Raw genomic sequence first — 14,672 nt, forward strand, 5'->3', positions numbered from 1 at the left:
CTCGGGCGCCAGCTGATGCGGGCGGCCCGGGCCGTCTGGCCCGCCCCGGAGCTGGCCGCCCTGGCCGCCGCCCGGCCGCGCGGCGCCCACCAGCCGGTGGTGCTCGGACTCACGGCCCGGGCCGCCGGGCTCACCCCGCACGAGGCCGCACTGGCCGCCGGCTACGAGGCGGTGTCCGGCCCGGCCACGGCCGTGGTCCGGCTGCTGGGCCTGGACCCGTTCCGGGCGACGGCGGTACTCGCCCGGCTCGCACCCGAACTGGACACCGTCGCCTCCCGGGCCGTCCGGGCGGCGGAACGGGTGGCGGCACACGGCACGGACGCACTGCCCGCCGCCTCCGCACCGCTGCTGGAGATCACCGCCGAGGCCCACGCCGCCTGGCCCGTCCGTCTCTTCGCCTCCTGAGCCGGGCCGCGCCCGGCGCGGCCCCCGTGCCCAGCCCGTGCCCGTATCCGCTCCCGCGCTCGTTCCCCTCCCGTCCCCCTCCTCTCCCGTCCCCCTCCTCTCCCGTCCCCCTCCTCTCCCGTCCCCCTCCTCTCCCGTCCCGTCCCGTTTCCCCGCCCGGAGGTCACCGGCATGCATCTCGATNGTCCCGTTTCCCCGCCCGGAGGTCACCGGCATGCATCTCGATCACCCGCAGACGTTTCCCCAGCGGCATGCGCACGGCGCGGAGCCGGCCGTCCGGCCGGACGGCCGGCGGCGGGCCCTGCGGATCGGGCTGGGCGGCCCGGTCGGCTCCGGCAAGACCGCCACCGTCGCCGCGCTGTGCCGCGCGCTGCGGGACCGCCTGTCCATCGGCGTGGTGACCAATGACATCTACACCCGCGAGGACGCCGACTTCCTGCTGCGCAACGCGGTGCTGCCCGCCGAGCGGATCGTGGCCGTGGAGACCGGGGCCTGTCCGCACACCGCGATCCGTGACGACATCTCGGCCAACCTGGAGGCCGTGGAGGACCTGGAGGAGACCGCGGGCCCGCTCGATCTGGTGCTGGTCGAATCCGGCGGCGACAACCTGACCGCCACCTTCTCCCGGGGCCTCGCGGACGCCCAGATCTTCGTCATCGACGTGGCGGGCGGCGACGACATCCCGCGCAAGGGCGGGCCCGGCGTCACCACCGCCGATCTGCTGGTGGTCAACAAGACCGACCTGGCGCCCCACGTCGGCTCCGACCTGGAGGTGATGGCCCGGGACGCCAAGACCCAGCGCGGCGCCCTGCCGGTCGTCTTCACCGCCCTGACCCGGCCGGACGGCGTCCGCCCGGTCGCCGACTGGGTGTGCGACCGGCTCGCCGCCTGGCGGGCGGGCGGGACGGAATGAGCACCGCCCCGGTGCCGGCCGGCCCCGCCGGGCTGACCGCGACCGCGCGCGTGGCGGCCGGGCCGGGCGGGACGCTGCCGGTGCTCGCCGGGGAGGGCCCGCTGGCCCTGCGCCGCACCCGGGCCGCCGGCCCGTACGCCCAGGTCACGGTGGTGGGCGCGATGAGCGCCCCGCTGGGCGGGGACCGGCTTCGGCTGGTCGCCGAGGCCCGCCCCGGCGCGTCCCTGCGGATCACCTCGGCCGCCGCCATGGTGGCCCTGCCGGGCCGGACCGGCGGCCCGGCCCGCTTCGACACCGAGCTGACCGTCGGGGAGGGCGGTGAGCTGCGCTGGCTGCCCGAACCGCTGATCTCGGCGCGTGGCAGCGAACTGGCCACGCATGCCCGGATCGAGCTGGCCGCCGGGGCCCGGCTGGTGTTCCGCGAGGAGCAGGTGCTGGGCCGGGCGGGAGAGGAATCCGGCCGGCTGACCAGCCGGATCACCGTGCGGCGGGCGGGCCGCACGGTGCTGGACCAGGAGCTGTCGCTGGGCCCGGGCGTGCCGGGCTGGGACGGCGGCGCGGTGCTGGGCGGTCACCGCGCGGCCGGACAGCTCCTGGTGGTGGACCCGGACGCCTGGGGCGAGGGCGGCAAGCCGGCCGAGCCGTGCCCGCCGGCCGGGACGGCGGCGGTGTTCCCGCTGGCCGGCGCCCCGGCCGTGCTGGTCACCGCCCTCGCGCCCGATGCGCTCGCCCTGCGCCGGCTGCTGGAGACGGCCCTGCCGTACTGAGCGGGCGCCCGGCGGTGGCGGGCGGCGCGGGCAGGGGCGGGCAGGGTCAGAGGGCGGCGAGGAGAGCGGGGAGCTTGCGCATGTCGTCGAAGACGGTGGTGCGCGGTCCGGCCAGCCAGTCCGCCGGGGTCAGGCCGCCGGCGTAGCCGAGCGCCCGCATGCCCGCCGCCCGGGCCGCCTGCACCCCGTACTGGCTGTCCTCGATCACCACACAGGCCCCCGGTGCCACCCCCATCCGGCGGGCCGCGTGCAGGAACAGGTCCGGGGCGGGCTTGCCCCGGGCCACCTCGCTGGCGCTGTAGATCCGGCCCTCGAAGCGTTCGTACAGCCCGGCCGCACGCAGCGTACGGCCCATCTTCGCGTGGCTGCCGCTGGATGCGATGCAGGTCCTGAGCTGCTGTGCGCCGAGCGCGTCCAGCGCCTCGACGACCCCGGGCACCGCGTGCAGCTCGGTGTCGATCGCGGCGTTGAGCTGCTCGGTGAAGCGCCGCTCCCACAGCAGCGCGGTCTCCTCGCCGAGCCGCTCGGCCATCTGCCGGTAGATCGAGGGCGCGGCCTTGCCGAGGAAGCGGCGGGTCAGCTCCTCCTCGTCCATCGGCCAGCCGAGTTCGCGGCCGAGCCGCAGGTTGATCCGCAGCGCGATCGGCTCGCTGTCCACCAGCACGCCGTCACAGTCGAAGATGAGCAGTTCGACGGGGTTGTTCACCCGGCAAGGCTAACCGCCGGGGGAGCGGTGGTGTGCAGCCCGGGTGCGCGTGGGGTGAAAGCGCGTCGGGTGAAGGCGCGGCGCGGCCCGGCCCCGGGCGCGGGCCCGCCCCGTCAGCCGGCGTAGAGCCGCTCGGCGTAGGACGGGCCGTAGTACGCCTCCAGCTCGGAGAGCGCGTCGTCCGGCCGCTCGACGGCCTTGGCGATCCGGGCCCGCGACGGCAGCGCGCCGGGATCCCAGCTCTCCGGGTCCCAGGCGCGCGAACGCAGGAACGCCTTCGAGCAGTGGTAGAAGACCTCCTCGGTCTCCACCAGCAGGGCCAGCTTCGGGCGGTGGCCGCGCACCGTCATCCGGCCGAAGAACGGCGCCTCCCGCAGGATGCGGGCGCGGCCGTTGACGCGCAGCGTGTCGCCCCGGCCCGGCACCAGGAAGATCAGCCCCACGCGCGGATTGGCCAGGATGTTGCGGAAGCCGTCCATGCGCTTGTTGCCGGGGCGCTCGGGCAGCGCGAGGGTGGTGTCGTCCAGCACCAGGGCCAGGTTGCCGGCCGGGTCGCCCTTGGGGGAGACGTCGCAGGAGCCGTCCGCCGCCGAGGTCGCCACCAGGCAGAGCGGGGAGCGGGCCAGCCACTGCCGGTCCACCTCGTGCAGTGACGCGCGGGCCTTGTTCCGGGTGTGCGCGAGCGGCTCGCCGATGAGCTCCGTGAGCTCCTCCGCGTCGGTGACCTCGGTCAGACCCTCGCCCGGAGACTCGCCGGTCGTCATGGCGCTCCCTTCGGGAGATGTGAGCAGACGCCTGCGACCCTACCCGTGCGGTGTCCGGGCCTCACCGGGTTTCCCGGCCGGCTGCCGCCCGGGCACGGCTGGCGCCCGGGCGGCGGTGGGGACTGCGGGTGCCGCCGCCTCCCCGGCGGAGGTGGGAGGACGGAGGCGGCGGCACCGCCTGCCGGGGGTGGGGACCCCAGCGGGTGAAGAGCCTCAGATCCGGTGTCTGCCCTGGACACGCCGGCGGCGGACGGAGGCGAGCAGTACGGCCGCGCCGGCGGCCATGGCCGCCGCACTGCCGAGGGCCGGCAGGGCCGCGCTGCTCCCGCCACCGGTCGCGGCGAGGCCGGAACCGGCCTCGTCGTGGGGGCGACCGTGGGGTGCCGGGCTGTTTCCGTCGGATCCGTTGCCCTTCTGGTCTGTGGATTCCGGTTCTGTTTCCGGTTGTGTTTCCGGTTCTGGTTCCCGGCCTGCCGGGTCTGCCGCGTCTGCCGGGACCGCCGGGGCCTTCTCGTCCGTACGGCCGGACCGTGCGGCGGCAGCCGGGGCGTGCCCGGCGCTGCCGGTGTCCGACGGGTCGTCCGGCACGGATGCACCGCCGCCGCCGCCCCCGCCGCCACCGCTCCCGCCGGTTCCGCCGCCCCAGCCGCCGAACACGACGTCGGAACAGGAGTAGAACGCCTCGGGGCTGTCGGTCCGCTGCCAGATCGTGTAGATCAGGTGGCGGCCCTGCCGCTCCGGGACGTCCATGGTGAACACATAGGCGCCCTCGGCCGGTTGCGGATCGTCCACCTGGCCGAGCAGTTCCAGGTCCGGCCATCTCAGCGGCTGCGACGGGTCGTAGCCGGGCCGGGTGAGATACACCTCGAAGCCGCCGCGGTGGGGCGCGGTGGCCGTGTAGCGGAAGGTGTGGCTGCCGCCGCGCAGCTCCGTGGCGGGCCAGTCGGCGCGCGCCTGGTCCAGACCCGCGTACTTCTCCCGGCCGGCGCTGCACAGCTTCCCGTCCGGGATCAGCTCCCGGTGCCGGCCGGCCGCGTCGGCCAGGCTGACCTCGTTCCAGTCGTAGAACGCCTGGGTGCCCCCGAGGGCGACGGCGTCCTCGCAGGCCGCTGACCGCGGTGCCTCCGGCCCTTCCACGAAGCAGAGCCGGGCCCGGCTGATCGGGTCGTCCATCGTGCCGTGCGCGGCGCTGGGCGCCGCGGTCACCAGGCCGGCCGCCAGCGGTGCGAACACCACCGTGGCGACCACGCGGGCCTTGTGACGGATGGACATGCGGGCTCTCTCCCGTTCCGTGGACAACGACCGTGCCGCCGCGGGCTCTCGTGGTCCGGACACGCGCGGGGCCGTCGGCCGCCGCCCGCGCCGGAACCGTGAAGTCCGCCCGGCACTCGGCACGTTAGCCCCGTCCAGCGGCCATTTCTGCATGTCGGCAGGGCCGGGACGCAGACTTATGCTGCCTTTAAGGAAGGGCTGAGTGATGGTTAAAGCGCTGCCTGCCGGCCCGCCCCGGCGGGCCGGGCGGACAGCTCACGGGCGCAGCGGAACTCGTCCGCGGCGGGCCGGTAGCCCAGCTTCCGGTTGATCGCCAGCATGGCGCCGTTGCCCGCGTCGTTGCCGGTGAACGCACGGGTGTAGCCGGCCCGGCGGGCCCGGTGCAGCGAGTCGAGTTTGGCCAGCATCCCCAGCCCGCGCCCGCGGTGGGCGCGGCGGGTGCCGGTCATGGCGGAGCCGTAGCGGGAGACCCGGTCGGTCTGCGCCAGGCTGTACGCGGCCACCTCGCCGTCCACCATGACCACCGTGGACAGTTCGTGGTCCAGATCGGGCCGCTCCCAGTCCCGGCGCAGCCAGTCCTCGAAGGACACCGCCTCGAAGGGGACCTCGCCCGGCTCGTCCGCGCAGCACTCCAGATCCGCCTCGTGGAGCGGCCGCAGGTCGCCGGCGAAGGACGCCTTGGTGCGCAGTTCCACCCCGGGCGGCAACGGATCGGGCAGCGGCGGCAGCGCGGCGGCGGCCAGATCCAGGGTCAGGAAGCGGGCCCGGCGCCGCCGCCGGTAGCCGAGGCGCTCGGCGAAGCCGGGAGAACGGCCGTCGTCCGCGACCCAGGTGAACACGGTGTGCGCGCCGAGGCCCGCCAGGTACTCCTCGCCCGCGGCGACCAGGGCCCTACCGGCGCCCCGGCCGCAGTCCTGCGGCCGCACCGCCACATGCAGGAAACCCTGGCCCGGATCGGCGCTCTCGACGTGCAGACCGGCGTCGGCACAGCCGATGATCCGGCCCCGGCCGTCCTCGGCCACCAGCCAGCGCAGCCGGACGGCCGGCGGGGTGCGTTCGGCCTCCCAGGCGATGCCCTCGGCGGTGCAGACCATATGCGGTACGGCGGAGCGGCGGACCCCGGCCGCGTCGCCGGCGTCCGCGGAGCGGAGGGTGCGCACGGTGATCGCCATGCGGGTACGGTACGCGGCACCGCCGCCGGGCGCCGTGTCATTTTCCGCGGTCCGGGCCGGCGGGCACCGCGGTGCGGTGCGGTGTGAGCAGAGGGAGAATCATCAGCGTGAAGATCAGCATTGAGCCCCGGTCCGCGGAGGCGCCGTACGAACAGGTACGGGCCCAGATCGCCGGGCAGGCCCGCAACGGCACGCTGCCCGCCGGCCACCGGCTGCCCACCGTGCGGGCGCTCGCCGCCGAACTCGGCCTGGCGGTGAACACCGTGGCCAAGGCGTACCGGGCCCTGGAGGAGGACGGGGTGATCGAGACCCGGGGCCGGCACGGCACCTTCGTCGCCGCGGCCGGGGACGCGGCGCAGCGGGAGGCGGCGCTGGCCGCGCAGGACTTCGCCCGGCGGGCCCGCCGGCTGGGCCTGGACCGGGAGCAGGCGCTGGCCGCCGCGCGGGACGCCCTGCGGGCCGCCTACGGCGCGGAACCGGAGGGCTGACCAGCACCGGGCGCGCGACAGCCGGGGCAGGGAAGGCGGAACGCCGGGGACCGGGGGAGACGCCGGGAGAGACGCCGGGAGAGGACACCGGCCGCAGGAGGATGTGCGGCCGGCCATCCCCCCACGATGGCCGGCCGCGCCCCCGGCGTCGCGCCGTTTCCGGCGCCGGACCCCGTTCCGTTGTGTCCTTGTCGACATCGACGTTCGCGGGAGCGGAACGGTTCCCCTGCCGGCGGTGGTTGTGCTCCGTTGACCGGCAGGCCGGTTCAGGGCGGCGCCCGGGGTGAGGGCGACGTCACCGGCCGGGACGCCGGCGGGCTGTCCCGTCCGGCTTCGGCGCACCGGCGTGGCCCGCCCGCCCTCGCGTCCGGCGCCCGGCCGTCCGGCCCCGGGGCGCCGGAATCAGCCCGCCCCGCGCCGGATGCTCGCGTCGTACTCGGCCTGCGGGCCGAGCCCGAGGGCGGCCCGCCGGGCGTCCAGATTGGCCGGGTCGGAGACCGGACAGAGGCGGATGCCGCCGCCGTCTCCCGGGTCGTAGTACTGGGTGCCGTAGCGCTGCGGCTCGCCGCGGCTGGTGAGACAGCGGTCGGTGAGGTAGGCCAGGTGGACCGGGTCTGCGTCGCCGGCCACCACGGCGTCGGTCAGCAGCTCCAGGGCCCGGATCTGGAACGCCGGGCCGGCGTGGAGGGCCAGCAGCCAGGCGGCGGTCGCCGCCTCGTGACCGACCAGCGACCGGCCCGGCCAGCCGTGCGCCTCCGTCACCGCCTTCAGCCAGGCGGCGTTCTCGCGGTCGATGCGCCGCAGCTCGTCGCGCGTCTCCTCGGTCCAGCGGTCGTAGGGGATCTGCCGCAGCCGCTGGTCCTCCGCCATCCGGCGCAGCAGTTCGGCCGCCAGCCGCGGATCGCGCGGACGCGGTCCCTTGCGTTCCCGTCCTCCTGCGCCGCCCGCGGAGCCCCGGCCGTCCGCCTCCTGCGCCTCCCACTGCGTCATGCGACCTCCGGTGCGGTGCGTGTTGATGCCGTCCGGTGCGTTCGATCGTGCCCGGCGGCACGGTGCGGCATGCTCGGGGGCATGAGCAATCTCGATCTGCGGCCGGCGCCCCGGCGGTGCGGCGGCGAGGGATGGTCCGGGCCGGTGCGGGAGCTCCAGCGGGGGCGGCAGGTCCCCCTGGGGGAGAGCACGTTGGTGCGCAGGCTGCTGCCGAACCTCGGCCGGCGGATGGTCGGGGCCTGGTGCTTTGTGGACCACTACGGACCGGACGACATCGCCGGGGAGCCCGGCATGCAGGTGCCGCCGCATCCGCACACCGGGCTCCAGACGGTGAGCTGGCTGCACGACGGGGAGGTACTGCACCGGGACAGCCTGGGCAGCGTGCAGACGATCCGGCCGCGCCAGCTCGGCCTGATGACGTCCGGCGGGGCCATCGCCCACTCCGAGGAGTCGCCGCGCGGCCATCCGGCGGTGCTGCACGGTGCCCAGCTCTGGGTCGCCCTGCCCGACGCCCACCGCCACACCGCGCCGGCCTGGGAGTTCCACGCGGAGCTGCCCGTGGTGCGGGGCGGCAACGGGCTGTCCGCCATCGTCCTCCTGGGCACCCTGGACACCGCCGCCTCACCGGGCCGCACCTACTCGCCGCTGGTCGGCGCCGACATCACGCTGCAGGCCGGCACCGACGCCCGCCTGCCGGTGGAGGAGGAGTTCGAGTACGCGGTGCTGACCATGACGGGTGCTCCCGAGGTGGACGGCGTCCCGCTCACCCCGGGCTCCCTGCTCTATCTCGGCACCGGGCGCCGGTCACTCCCGCTGCGCGCCGGCACCGGCGCCTCGCTGATGCTGCTCGGCGGCGTGCCGTTCGAGGAGCGGCTGGTGATGTGGTGGAACTTCGTCGCCCGCACGGCCGAGGAGATCGCGGACGCGCGGCGGGCGTGGACGGCGGGGGAGCGCTTCGGCGAGGTCCGCGGCTATGCCGGGGAGCGGCTGGCCGCGCCCGAGCTGCCGTCGGTGCCGCTGAAGGCCCGGGGCCGCACCCGCGACGCGTAGCGCGGCGGAACCCCGCCCGCGGCCGGGGCGGCGCAGCGGCGGGCGGGAGGGCTCAGAGGTAGAGGCCGGGGCCGGGGTCGGTGGACGGTCCGGCGGGGGACGGGGGGATGCCGCGGCGCAGGGCGTAGAGCTCGGCGAGCGTGGCGCCGTCGCGCGGAACGCCCTCGGCGGTGCCGAGCCAGTCGGCCGCCTCCCGGTGGCTGAGCCGGCCGACCTCCACCCGGGCCAGGCAGCGGCCCGGGCGCACCACTGCCGGGTGCAGCCGCTCCAGGTCCTCGTTGGTGGTGATGCCGACCAGCACATTGCGGCCCTGGCCGAGCAGGCCGTCGGTGAGGTTGAGCAGCCGGGACAGGGCCTGGCCGGCGGCGTCCTTGGCGCCTCCCCGGATGAGCTCGTCGCAGTCCTCCAGCAGCAGCAGGCGCCAGCGTGCCGGGCGTTCGTCGTCCGGGTCCTCGTCGGAGGAGGCGGCGGTCACCGGGTCGTCCTCCTCGCCGATGGCGACGTCCATCAGATAGCCGACGTCGTTGAACAGGCGTTCCGGGTCCAGGACGCAGTCGACCTGGCACCATTCGCGCCAGGCGCGGGCCAGGGTGCGCAGCGCGGAGGTCTTGCCGGTGCCCGGCGGCCCGTGCAGCAGGACCAGACGGCCGGAGATGTCGTCCGGCGAGGTGGCGAGCAGGGTGTCCAGGGCGGTCGCGACCGGGGCGGAGTAGTTGCGGCGTGCGGCGGTCCAGCTCTCCGCGCTGATCTTGCGGGTGGTGCGCACCGAGCCGTGTGCCGGGGAGTAGTGCCAGAAGCCCATGGTGACCTGGGAGGGCTCCTGCCGGGGCTCCTCCTCGGCGCCGTCCACGGCCTGCTTGAGGACCTGTTCCGCGATCTCGTCGGTGGTGGCGACCACGGTCACCTGTGCGCCGAACCGCCAGCGGCGGGACTGTATCGCCCAGTTGTTCCCCGTGGCCAGGACCGTCCGGTCGTCGCTGCCGTGCGCGGTGCGCTGCACCTCGGCGCCCGGCGGCAGCAGGGTGTGGTGGTCCTTGACCTGGCTCAGCCGGCGGCTGCGGGCATAGGGCAGTTCCCCGGACGCGAACCGCGCGATCAGCATGGTGTCGATGACCTCGCCGGGCGAGTTGGGGTCGTTGACGACGAAGCGGAACGGCAGTGTGTCCTCCTGGCGGCCAGTATCGTGGTTCGGGCGCATGAAGCCATGATCGGTCACCGGCGGGCAAGCGCGCACGATAGTTTCCTTGTTGAAAGACGATCGGTCGGTGTTCGTCAACCTCGCGCAGGGGAAGGTGAATCGGAGGACCGGGATACCCATGCGCACGTGTGGGGCGTTAGGGTTACCCTGCCCGCACCGGGTGCCCTTGTACGGGTGGGAGAGTCATGGAGCAGATAACAGCGCGGAGCAGGCCCCGAGTGCCTGCCGTGAACTGCGGGAGCGGAACGTCCGGCTCGCGCCTGGAGCGCCATCTGAGCGTGCTCTCCGGTCCCGCGGCACAGCGGCACGACGCCGAGGACGCCAGCATGCTCATGCGTGAACTGACGACGCATGACCGGCGGACCGGGAAGGAGCGCCGGGGCGCCAAGGTCATGCTGCTGGCGCCGCTGCGCCGGCTCCGCAGGACGCTCTTCGGCGGCCAGGCGTAGGCAGCCGGGCGGCCCGGCGGCAGGCGCACGCACCGCGCGGGCTTCAGGCCGCGGCGGAAGGCCGGCGGCCGCGCCGGGCCGGGCCGCCCGGGCGCACAGCCGCCGGAGACGGACACACGGAGAGCGTCAGTGGGGGGCCGCGTCCACGGTCACCGCAAAGGAGAAACGGTCCCCCCGGTAGTGGATGCGCACCACGTCCACGGCTCGGTCGCGCTCGTCGTAGGCCACCCCCGTGCAGTGCAGGATCGGGCTGAGCAGCGGTACCTGGAGCAGTTGCGCGGTGCGCGGGTCGGCCAGCCGCGCCTGCACGGTGTTGGCGATCCGGGAGACGGTCACCCCGGCCGTGTCCCGCAGAATCCGGGTCATGGGCCAGCGTTCGAGATCGGCCGGGTCGATCCGCTCGGCGATCTCGGGCCGGATGAGGTTCTCCGCCCAGCTCGTCGGGTCGCCGGTCTCCGGGTCGTGGCGCAGCCGCCGGTAGCCCGCGGCCTCGCTGAGGTCCGGGAAGTAGGCGGCCAGTTCGGGCGGGACCGGCGTGGGCCCGTGGTCCAGCACGGTGGTGAGGTCGCCGGACTGCTGGGCCACGATGGCGTCCACCGACCCCAGCAGCCGCACCGGCGCCCCGCCCCGTGCGTCCGGTTCGATGAAGGTGCCCCGCCGCCGGTGCCTGCTGATCAGCCCCTCGGTCTCCAGCTCCTTGAGCGCCTGCCGCATGGTGAGGACGCTGACTCCGTAGTGCTCGGCGAGCTGCTCCTCGGTGGGCAGGCGCAGCGGGGCCCCGGCGGCGCGGCCGAGTATGGAGGCGCGCAACGACTGCGACACCTGGTACCAGAGCGGGAGTTTCCGGTTCAGCTCCAGCGAGTCGGGGGCGAAAACGGTCACGGCGGGGCCTCCGGGAGGTGCGCGCGCTGAGCGGTGCCAGCAGGTCCTACAGTCGGAAATTCCGTTCAAGACCCTGCCATACGTCGTCGTATCCCTGCTGCAGATGTCCAGCGGCAAGGGCCTGTGCGGTGAGGGTGACCGGCCAGCGGGTCTCGAACATGAAGGCGAGGCCGTCCTCGGTCTTCTGGGGGCGCAGTTCGGCGGCGGACGCCCGGTCGAAGGTCTCCCGGTCCGGCCCGTGCGCGGACATCATGTTGTGCAGCGAGCCGCCGCCCGGCAGGAAGCCCTCCGCCTTGGCGTCGTAGGCGCCCTCGATCAGGCCCATGTACTCGCTCATCACGTTGCGGTGGAAGTAGGGCGGCCGGAAGGTGTCCTCGCCGACCAGCCAGCGGGGGGCGAAGACCACGAAGTCGGCGTTGGCCAGCCCGGGGGTGTCGGTGCCGGAGGTGAGCACCGTGAACAGCGACGGGTCCGGGTGGTCGTAGCTGATGGTGCCCAGCACGTTGAACCGGCGCAGGTCGTACAGGTAGGGGACATGGCTGCCGTGCCAGGCGACCACGTCGAGCGGTGAGTGGTCGTAGACCGCGGCCCACAGATTGCCGCAGAACTTGTTGATCACCTCCACCGGCCGGTCCGGGTTCTCGTCGTAGGCGGCGGTGGGCGCCAGGAAGTCCCGGGGGCTGGCCAGGCCGTTGGCGCCGATCGGGCCGAGCTCGGGCAGGTCGAACGGGGCGCCGTAGTTCTCGCAGACATAGCCGCGCACCGGGCCGCCCTCCGGCAGCTCGACGCGGAACCGGACCCCGCGCGGGATCAGCGCGATGTGGCCGGGCGCGGCGCGCAGCGGCCCGAACTCGGTCTGCAGCAGCAGGGTGCCCCGCTCGGGGACGATCAGCAGTTCGCCGTCGGAGTCGCTGAACACCCGGTCGGTCATGGAGGCACCCGCCCGGTACAGGTGGATGGCGATGCCGGTGCGCTGCCGCGCGTCCCCGTTGCCGCCCAGGGTCCACAGGCCGGAGACGAAATCGGTGTCCGGGGACGGGTCGGGCAGCGGGTCCCAGCGCAGCCGGTTGGGGTCGGGCACGGTCTCGTCGAACGGTGTGCCGCGCAGTCCGCCGTTGCCGGTGCGGGTGAAGCGCGGGTGGGCGGCCGAGGGCCGCATCCGGTAGAGCCAGGAGCGGCGGTTGGCGGCCCGGGGCTGGGTGAACGCGGTGCCGCTGAGCTGCTCGGCGTACAGGCCCAGGGGTGCGCGCTGGGGAGAGTTGCGGCCCACCGGAAGCGCGCCGGGCACGGCCTCGCTGCTGTGCTCGTTGCCGAACCCCGGCGAGTAGGCCGGCTTCACCGCGGCACCGCCGGGCGTCGCGCCCGGCCCGCCGGTCATCCCATGGCTGCCCATCGCATGGCTCCTTCGCTGCCCCTGCCCCCACCGGATTCCTTCACCAGACCATAGGAATGCGGAACGCGGGAAGTCAACGACCCTGCCTCGGCCGGGTGGACGGAGATCTCGGCGCAGGGGCTTCCCAAAGCTGAACATTGCTCTACTCTTCGCGCATGCCTGTCCTCCCGAAGCGTCTGCGCACCCTGCTCCCGGGCCCCCGCACGGCCGTTGTCCTCGCCGCCCTCGCCGCCGTGCTGCTCGGCGCGGCCCCCGCGCAGGCGCACGAGGAACGCGAGGTCGACTTCCCGGACGGCTCGCACGGCGTGCCCGAGTACCGCGACACCGGACCCGATCTGCTGGTCTGCAAGACCGACAGCGGCGACTTCGCCCGCCGCATCGCCGGCTTCCCCGAGGAACTGCGCCGGCGGAACGAGGAACTCTTCGCCGCCTGCCGGGCCGACGGCCACCGCCATCTCCAGGACGCGGTGAACGCCGTGGACCGGCCCGGCATGACCATCGCCGTGCTGCCCGGCGAATACCGCGAGGAGCCCTACCGCGCCGAGCCGGAGGGCGAGTGCGCGCGACTGGACGCCCCCTGGTCCCGCTTCGGCGTCACCGACTACCAGGTGCTCAGCTGGGAACAGCAGCTCGCCTGCCCGCACAACCAGAACCTGGTCGCCGTGCTCGGCATCCGGGACCTCCAGATAGAAGGCACCGGCGCCGGACCCGAGGACGTGGTGCTGGACGCCGGCTTCAGCAAGCTCAACGCCCTGCGCGCCGACCAGGCCGACGGCATCTACCTGCGCAACTTCACCGTCCAGCAGACCCTGTTCAACGCGGTGTACGTGCTCGCCACGGATGGCTTCGTGATCGACCGGATGCTCGGCCGGTGGAACGAGGAGTACGGCTTCCTCACCTTCGCCAGCGACAACGGTCTCTACACCGACTGCGAGGCGTACGGCAACGGCGACTCCGGCATCTACCCCGGCAGCGCCTCGGACATCAACGGGGACGTGGACGGCCACGACGTGGAGCGGTACGCCGTCGAGATCACCGGCTGCCGCTCGCACCACAACATGGTGGGCTACTCCGGCACGGCCGGAAACTCGGTCTGGGTCCACGGCAACGAGTTCGACCACAACCAGGCCGGCGCCTCCATGGACAGCGCCTTCCCCGATCACCCGGGGCTGCCGCAGAACCACGCCCTGTTCGAGAACAACCTGATCCACGACAACAACCAGAACTACTACCGCCACGTCAAGGACGGCACCTGCGCCAAGCCGGTCGCCGAGCGCGGCTACCAGGACGGCGTGGTCTGCCCGGCCGTCTCCATGCCCCCCGGCAGCGGCATCATCACGGCCGGCGGCAACTGGAACCTCTTCCGCGAGAACCACCTGTGGGGCCACCAGCGGGCCGCCTTCTACCTCACCTCGGTGCCCGCCTTCATCCGGGAGGAGAGCGAGCTCGGCAAGCAGACCGACACCTCGCACCACAACCGCTACACGGACAATGTGCTCGGCCGCACCCCCGAGGGCGAGTCCCGGCCCAACAAGCTGGACGTGTGGTGGGACGGGCAGGGCCGCGGCAACTGCTGGCAGGGCGACACCGGCGCCAGCAACCCCCCGGTGCTGCCCGCGTGCGGCCCCGCACCCGGCGAGGTCTCCGGCCCCGGCTCGCACCGGCTGATCGGCGAACCGGTGAAGATGGCGCAGCAGCTGGTGTGCGCCGACTACGACATCGGCGAGGCGCGCGTGCCGGGCGGCTGCGACTGGTACGGCGCACGCGGCCTCGCCCGGGTGGAGGTGCAGCTGTCCGCGGTGATCGCGGTGGTGCTGGGGCTGGTCGGCGGGCTGCTGTGGTGGCGCCGGCTGCGCACCGACACCACCGCCACCGTGGCCGCCGGGCTGGGCGCGGCCGGTCTGCTGCTGGACGTCGTCGGCTCGGCCTCCTCCTACGCGCACACCCCGGTGGTGCCGGTGGCGCTGCTGCTCACCGGGCTGTGGTGGCTGGGCACCGGCCTGGCGCTGCGCGGTGTCCGGCCCGGGTTCGCCTGGACCACGGTGGCGCTGGGCGGACTGACCCTGCTGGACGCGGTCGACAAATCGATGTGGCTGATCCCGTACCTGCCGGTCAGCCCGGCCTGGCTGCGCGGCCTGCTCGCTCTGGTCTGGGTCGTCTGGGCGGTCACCGTGGCGGCCCGCCGCGACCGGCCGGCCCCGGCGGCGGGCGGCCCGGCACCGG

15 protein-coding genes are annotated in these 14,672 nt (G+C 74.5%); 7 read left to right on the forward strand and 8 right to left on the reverse strand.

What is annotated here, in order from left to right:
* The 3 genes from GQS09_RS21390 to GQS09_RS21400 all read left to right on the forward strand — a co-directional run.
* Window positions 1-405, forward strand: a 405-nt coding sequence (locus GQS09_RS21390; protein WP_279577779.1) for an urease accessory protein UreF, incomplete at its 5' end; no start/stop codon positions are given.
* Between the two features lie 214 nt (window positions 406-619).
* On the forward strand, window positions 620-1,318 hold the full coding sequence (ureG, locus tag GQS09_RS21395; RefSeq protein ID WP_165988752.1) for an urease accessory protein UreG: 699 nt from the start codon (window positions 620-622) through the stop codon (window positions 1,316-1,318).
* Entirely contained in the window at window positions 1,315-2,085 is a 771-nt protein-coding gene (locus GQS09_RS21400) for an urease accessory protein UreD (protein ID WP_165988757.1), read from the forward strand. Before ureG ends, GQS09_RS21400 begins: the two co-directional genes overlap by 4 nt.
* Before the next feature lie 46 nt (window positions 2,086-2,131).
* Here the strand turns inward: GQS09_RS21400 and GQS09_RS21405 are convergent, their stop codons facing one another.
* From GQS09_RS21405 to GQS09_RS21420, 4 genes are all read right to left on the reverse strand, one after another.
* Window positions 2,132-2,791: an HAD family phosphatase gene (locus tag GQS09_RS21405; RefSeq protein ID WP_165988759.1), complete on the reverse strand. Its 660-nt coding sequence runs from the start codon at window positions 2,789-2,791 to the stop codon at window positions 2,132-2,134.
* A 113-nt stretch (window positions 2,792-2,904) separates the two neighbouring features.
* Window positions 2,905-3,555 (reverse strand): pyridoxamine 5'-phosphate oxidase family protein, encoded by a 651-nt coding sequence (locus tag GQS09_RS21410; protein ID WP_165988761.1) that lies wholly within the window; start codon window positions 3,553-3,555, stop codon window positions 2,905-2,907.
* A 213-nt stretch (window positions 3,556-3,768) separates the two neighbouring features.
* Window positions 3,769-4,827: a lytic polysaccharide monooxygenase gene (locus tag GQS09_RS21415; protein ID WP_165988764.1), complete on the reverse strand. Its 1,059-nt coding sequence runs from the start codon at window positions 4,825-4,827 to the stop codon at window positions 3,769-3,771.
* Between the two features lie 209 nt (window positions 4,828-5,036).
* Complete coding sequence (locus GQS09_RS21420; RefSeq protein WP_165988767.1) at window positions 5,037-5,999, reverse strand: GNAT family N-acetyltransferase; 963 nt, start codon at window positions 5,997-5,999, stop codon at window positions 5,037-5,039.
* A 101-nt stretch (window positions 6,000-6,100) separates the two neighbouring features.
* On the opposite strand from GQS09_RS21420, the gene GQS09_RS21425 reads away from it, so the two are divergent.
* Entirely contained in the window at window positions 6,101-6,487 is a 387-nt protein-coding gene (locus GQS09_RS21425) for a GntR family transcriptional regulator (protein WP_165988779.1), read from the forward strand.
* A 402-nt stretch (window positions 6,488-6,889) separates the two neighbouring features.
* Here GQS09_RS21425 and GQS09_RS21430 read toward each other — a convergent pair whose 3' ends face one another.
* The gene (locus GQS09_RS21430) at window positions 6,890-7,477 is read right to left on the reverse strand and encodes a DUF6624 domain-containing protein (protein WP_243761632.1); all 588 of its coding nucleotides are present in this window, start codon (window positions 7,475-7,477) and stop codon (window positions 6,890-6,892) included.
* An 81-nt stretch (window positions 7,478-7,558) separates the two neighbouring features.
* Here GQS09_RS21430 and GQS09_RS21435 point away from each other — a divergent pair, with 81 nt between their 5' ends.
* A complete protein-coding gene (locus GQS09_RS21435; RefSeq protein ID WP_165988770.1) occupies window positions 7,559-8,527 on the forward strand; it encodes a pirin family protein in 969 nt (322 codons plus the stop codon).
* Between the two features lie 52 nt (window positions 8,528-8,579).
* Here GQS09_RS21435 and GQS09_RS21440 read toward each other — a convergent pair whose 3' ends face one another.
* Complete coding sequence (locus tag GQS09_RS21440; protein ID WP_165988771.1) at window positions 8,580-9,725, reverse strand: DUF5925 domain-containing protein; 1,146 nt, start codon at window positions 9,723-9,725, stop codon at window positions 8,580-8,582.
* A gap of 185 nt (window positions 9,726-9,910) precedes the next feature.
* On the opposite strand from GQS09_RS21440, the gene GQS09_RS21445 reads away from it, so the two are divergent.
* Window positions 9,911-10,174 carry a hypothetical protein gene (locus GQS09_RS21445; RefSeq protein ID WP_165988773.1) on the forward strand — a complete coding sequence of 88 codons (264 nt, stop codon included), beginning with the start codon at window positions 9,911-9,913 and terminating at the stop codon, window positions 10,172-10,174.
* A 126-nt stretch (window positions 10,175-10,300) separates the two neighbouring features.
* Here GQS09_RS21445 and GQS09_RS21450 read toward each other — a convergent pair whose 3' ends face one another.
* Window positions 10,301-11,056 carry a GntR family transcriptional regulator gene (locus GQS09_RS21450; protein WP_165988775.1) on the reverse strand — a complete coding sequence of 252 codons (756 nt, stop codon included), beginning with the start codon at window positions 11,054-11,056 and terminating at the stop codon, window positions 10,301-10,303.
* 46 nt (window positions 11,057-11,102) lie between these two features.
* Window positions 11,103-12,434 carry a homogentisate 1,2-dioxygenase gene (gene hmgA / locus GQS09_RS21455; RefSeq protein ID WP_165988784.1) on the reverse strand — a complete coding sequence of 444 codons (1,332 nt, stop codon included), beginning with the start codon at window positions 12,432-12,434 and terminating at the stop codon, window positions 11,103-11,105.
* A gap of 170 nt (window positions 12,435-12,604) precedes the next feature.
* On the opposite strand from hmgA, the gene GQS09_RS21460 reads away from it, so the two are divergent.
* Window positions 12,605-14,672: right-handed parallel beta-helix repeat-containing protein (locus GQS09_RS21460; RefSeq protein ID WP_165988777.1), on the forward strand; the 2,068-nt coding region annotated here is incomplete at its 3' end.

It is taken from the genome of Streptomyces sp. YIM 98790 (assembly GCF_011421595.1).
In the GTDB taxonomy this organism is placed as follows: Bacteria; Actinomycetota; Actinomycetes; order Streptomycetales; family Streptomycetaceae; genus Streptomyces.

Coding starts and splice junctions, on each gene's coding strand:
- ureG (WP_165988752.1), top strand. CDS start 620: ATGCATCTCGATCACCCGCAGACGTTTCCCCAGCGGCATGCGCACGGC.
- GQS09_RS21400 (WP_165988757.1), top strand. CDS start 1,315: ATGAGCACCGCCCCGGTGCCGGCCGGCCCCGCCGGGCTGACCGCGACC.
- GQS09_RS21410 (WP_165988761.1), bottom strand. CDS start 3,555: ATGACGACCGGCGAGTCTCCGGGCGAGGGTCTGACCGAGGTCACCGAC.
- GQS09_RS21415 (WP_165988764.1), bottom strand. CDS start 4,827: ATGTCCATCCGTCACAAGGCCCGCGTGGTCGCCACGGTGGTGTTCGCA.
- GQS09_RS21420 (WP_165988767.1), bottom strand. CDS start 5,999: ATGGCGATCACCGTGCGCACCCTCCGCTCCGCGGACGCCGGCGACGCG.
- GQS09_RS21430 (WP_243761632.1), bottom strand. CDS start 7,477: ATGACGCAGTGGGAGGCGCAGGAGGCGGACGGCCGGGGCTCCGCGGGC.
- GQS09_RS21435 (WP_165988770.1), top strand. CDS start 7,559: ATGAGCAATCTCGATCTGCGGCCGGCGCCCCGGCGGTGCGGCGGCGAG.
- GQS09_RS21440 (WP_165988771.1), bottom strand. CDS start 9,725: ATGCGCCCGAACCACGATACTGGCCGCCAGGAGGACACACTGCCGTTC.
- GQS09_RS21445 (WP_165988773.1), top strand. CDS start 9,911: ATGGAGCAGATAACAGCGCGGAGCAGGCCCCGAGTGCCTGCCGTGAAC.
- hmgA (WP_165988784.1), bottom strand. CDS start 12,434: ATGACCGGCGGGCCGGGCGCGACGCCCGGCGGTGCCGCGGTGAAGCCG.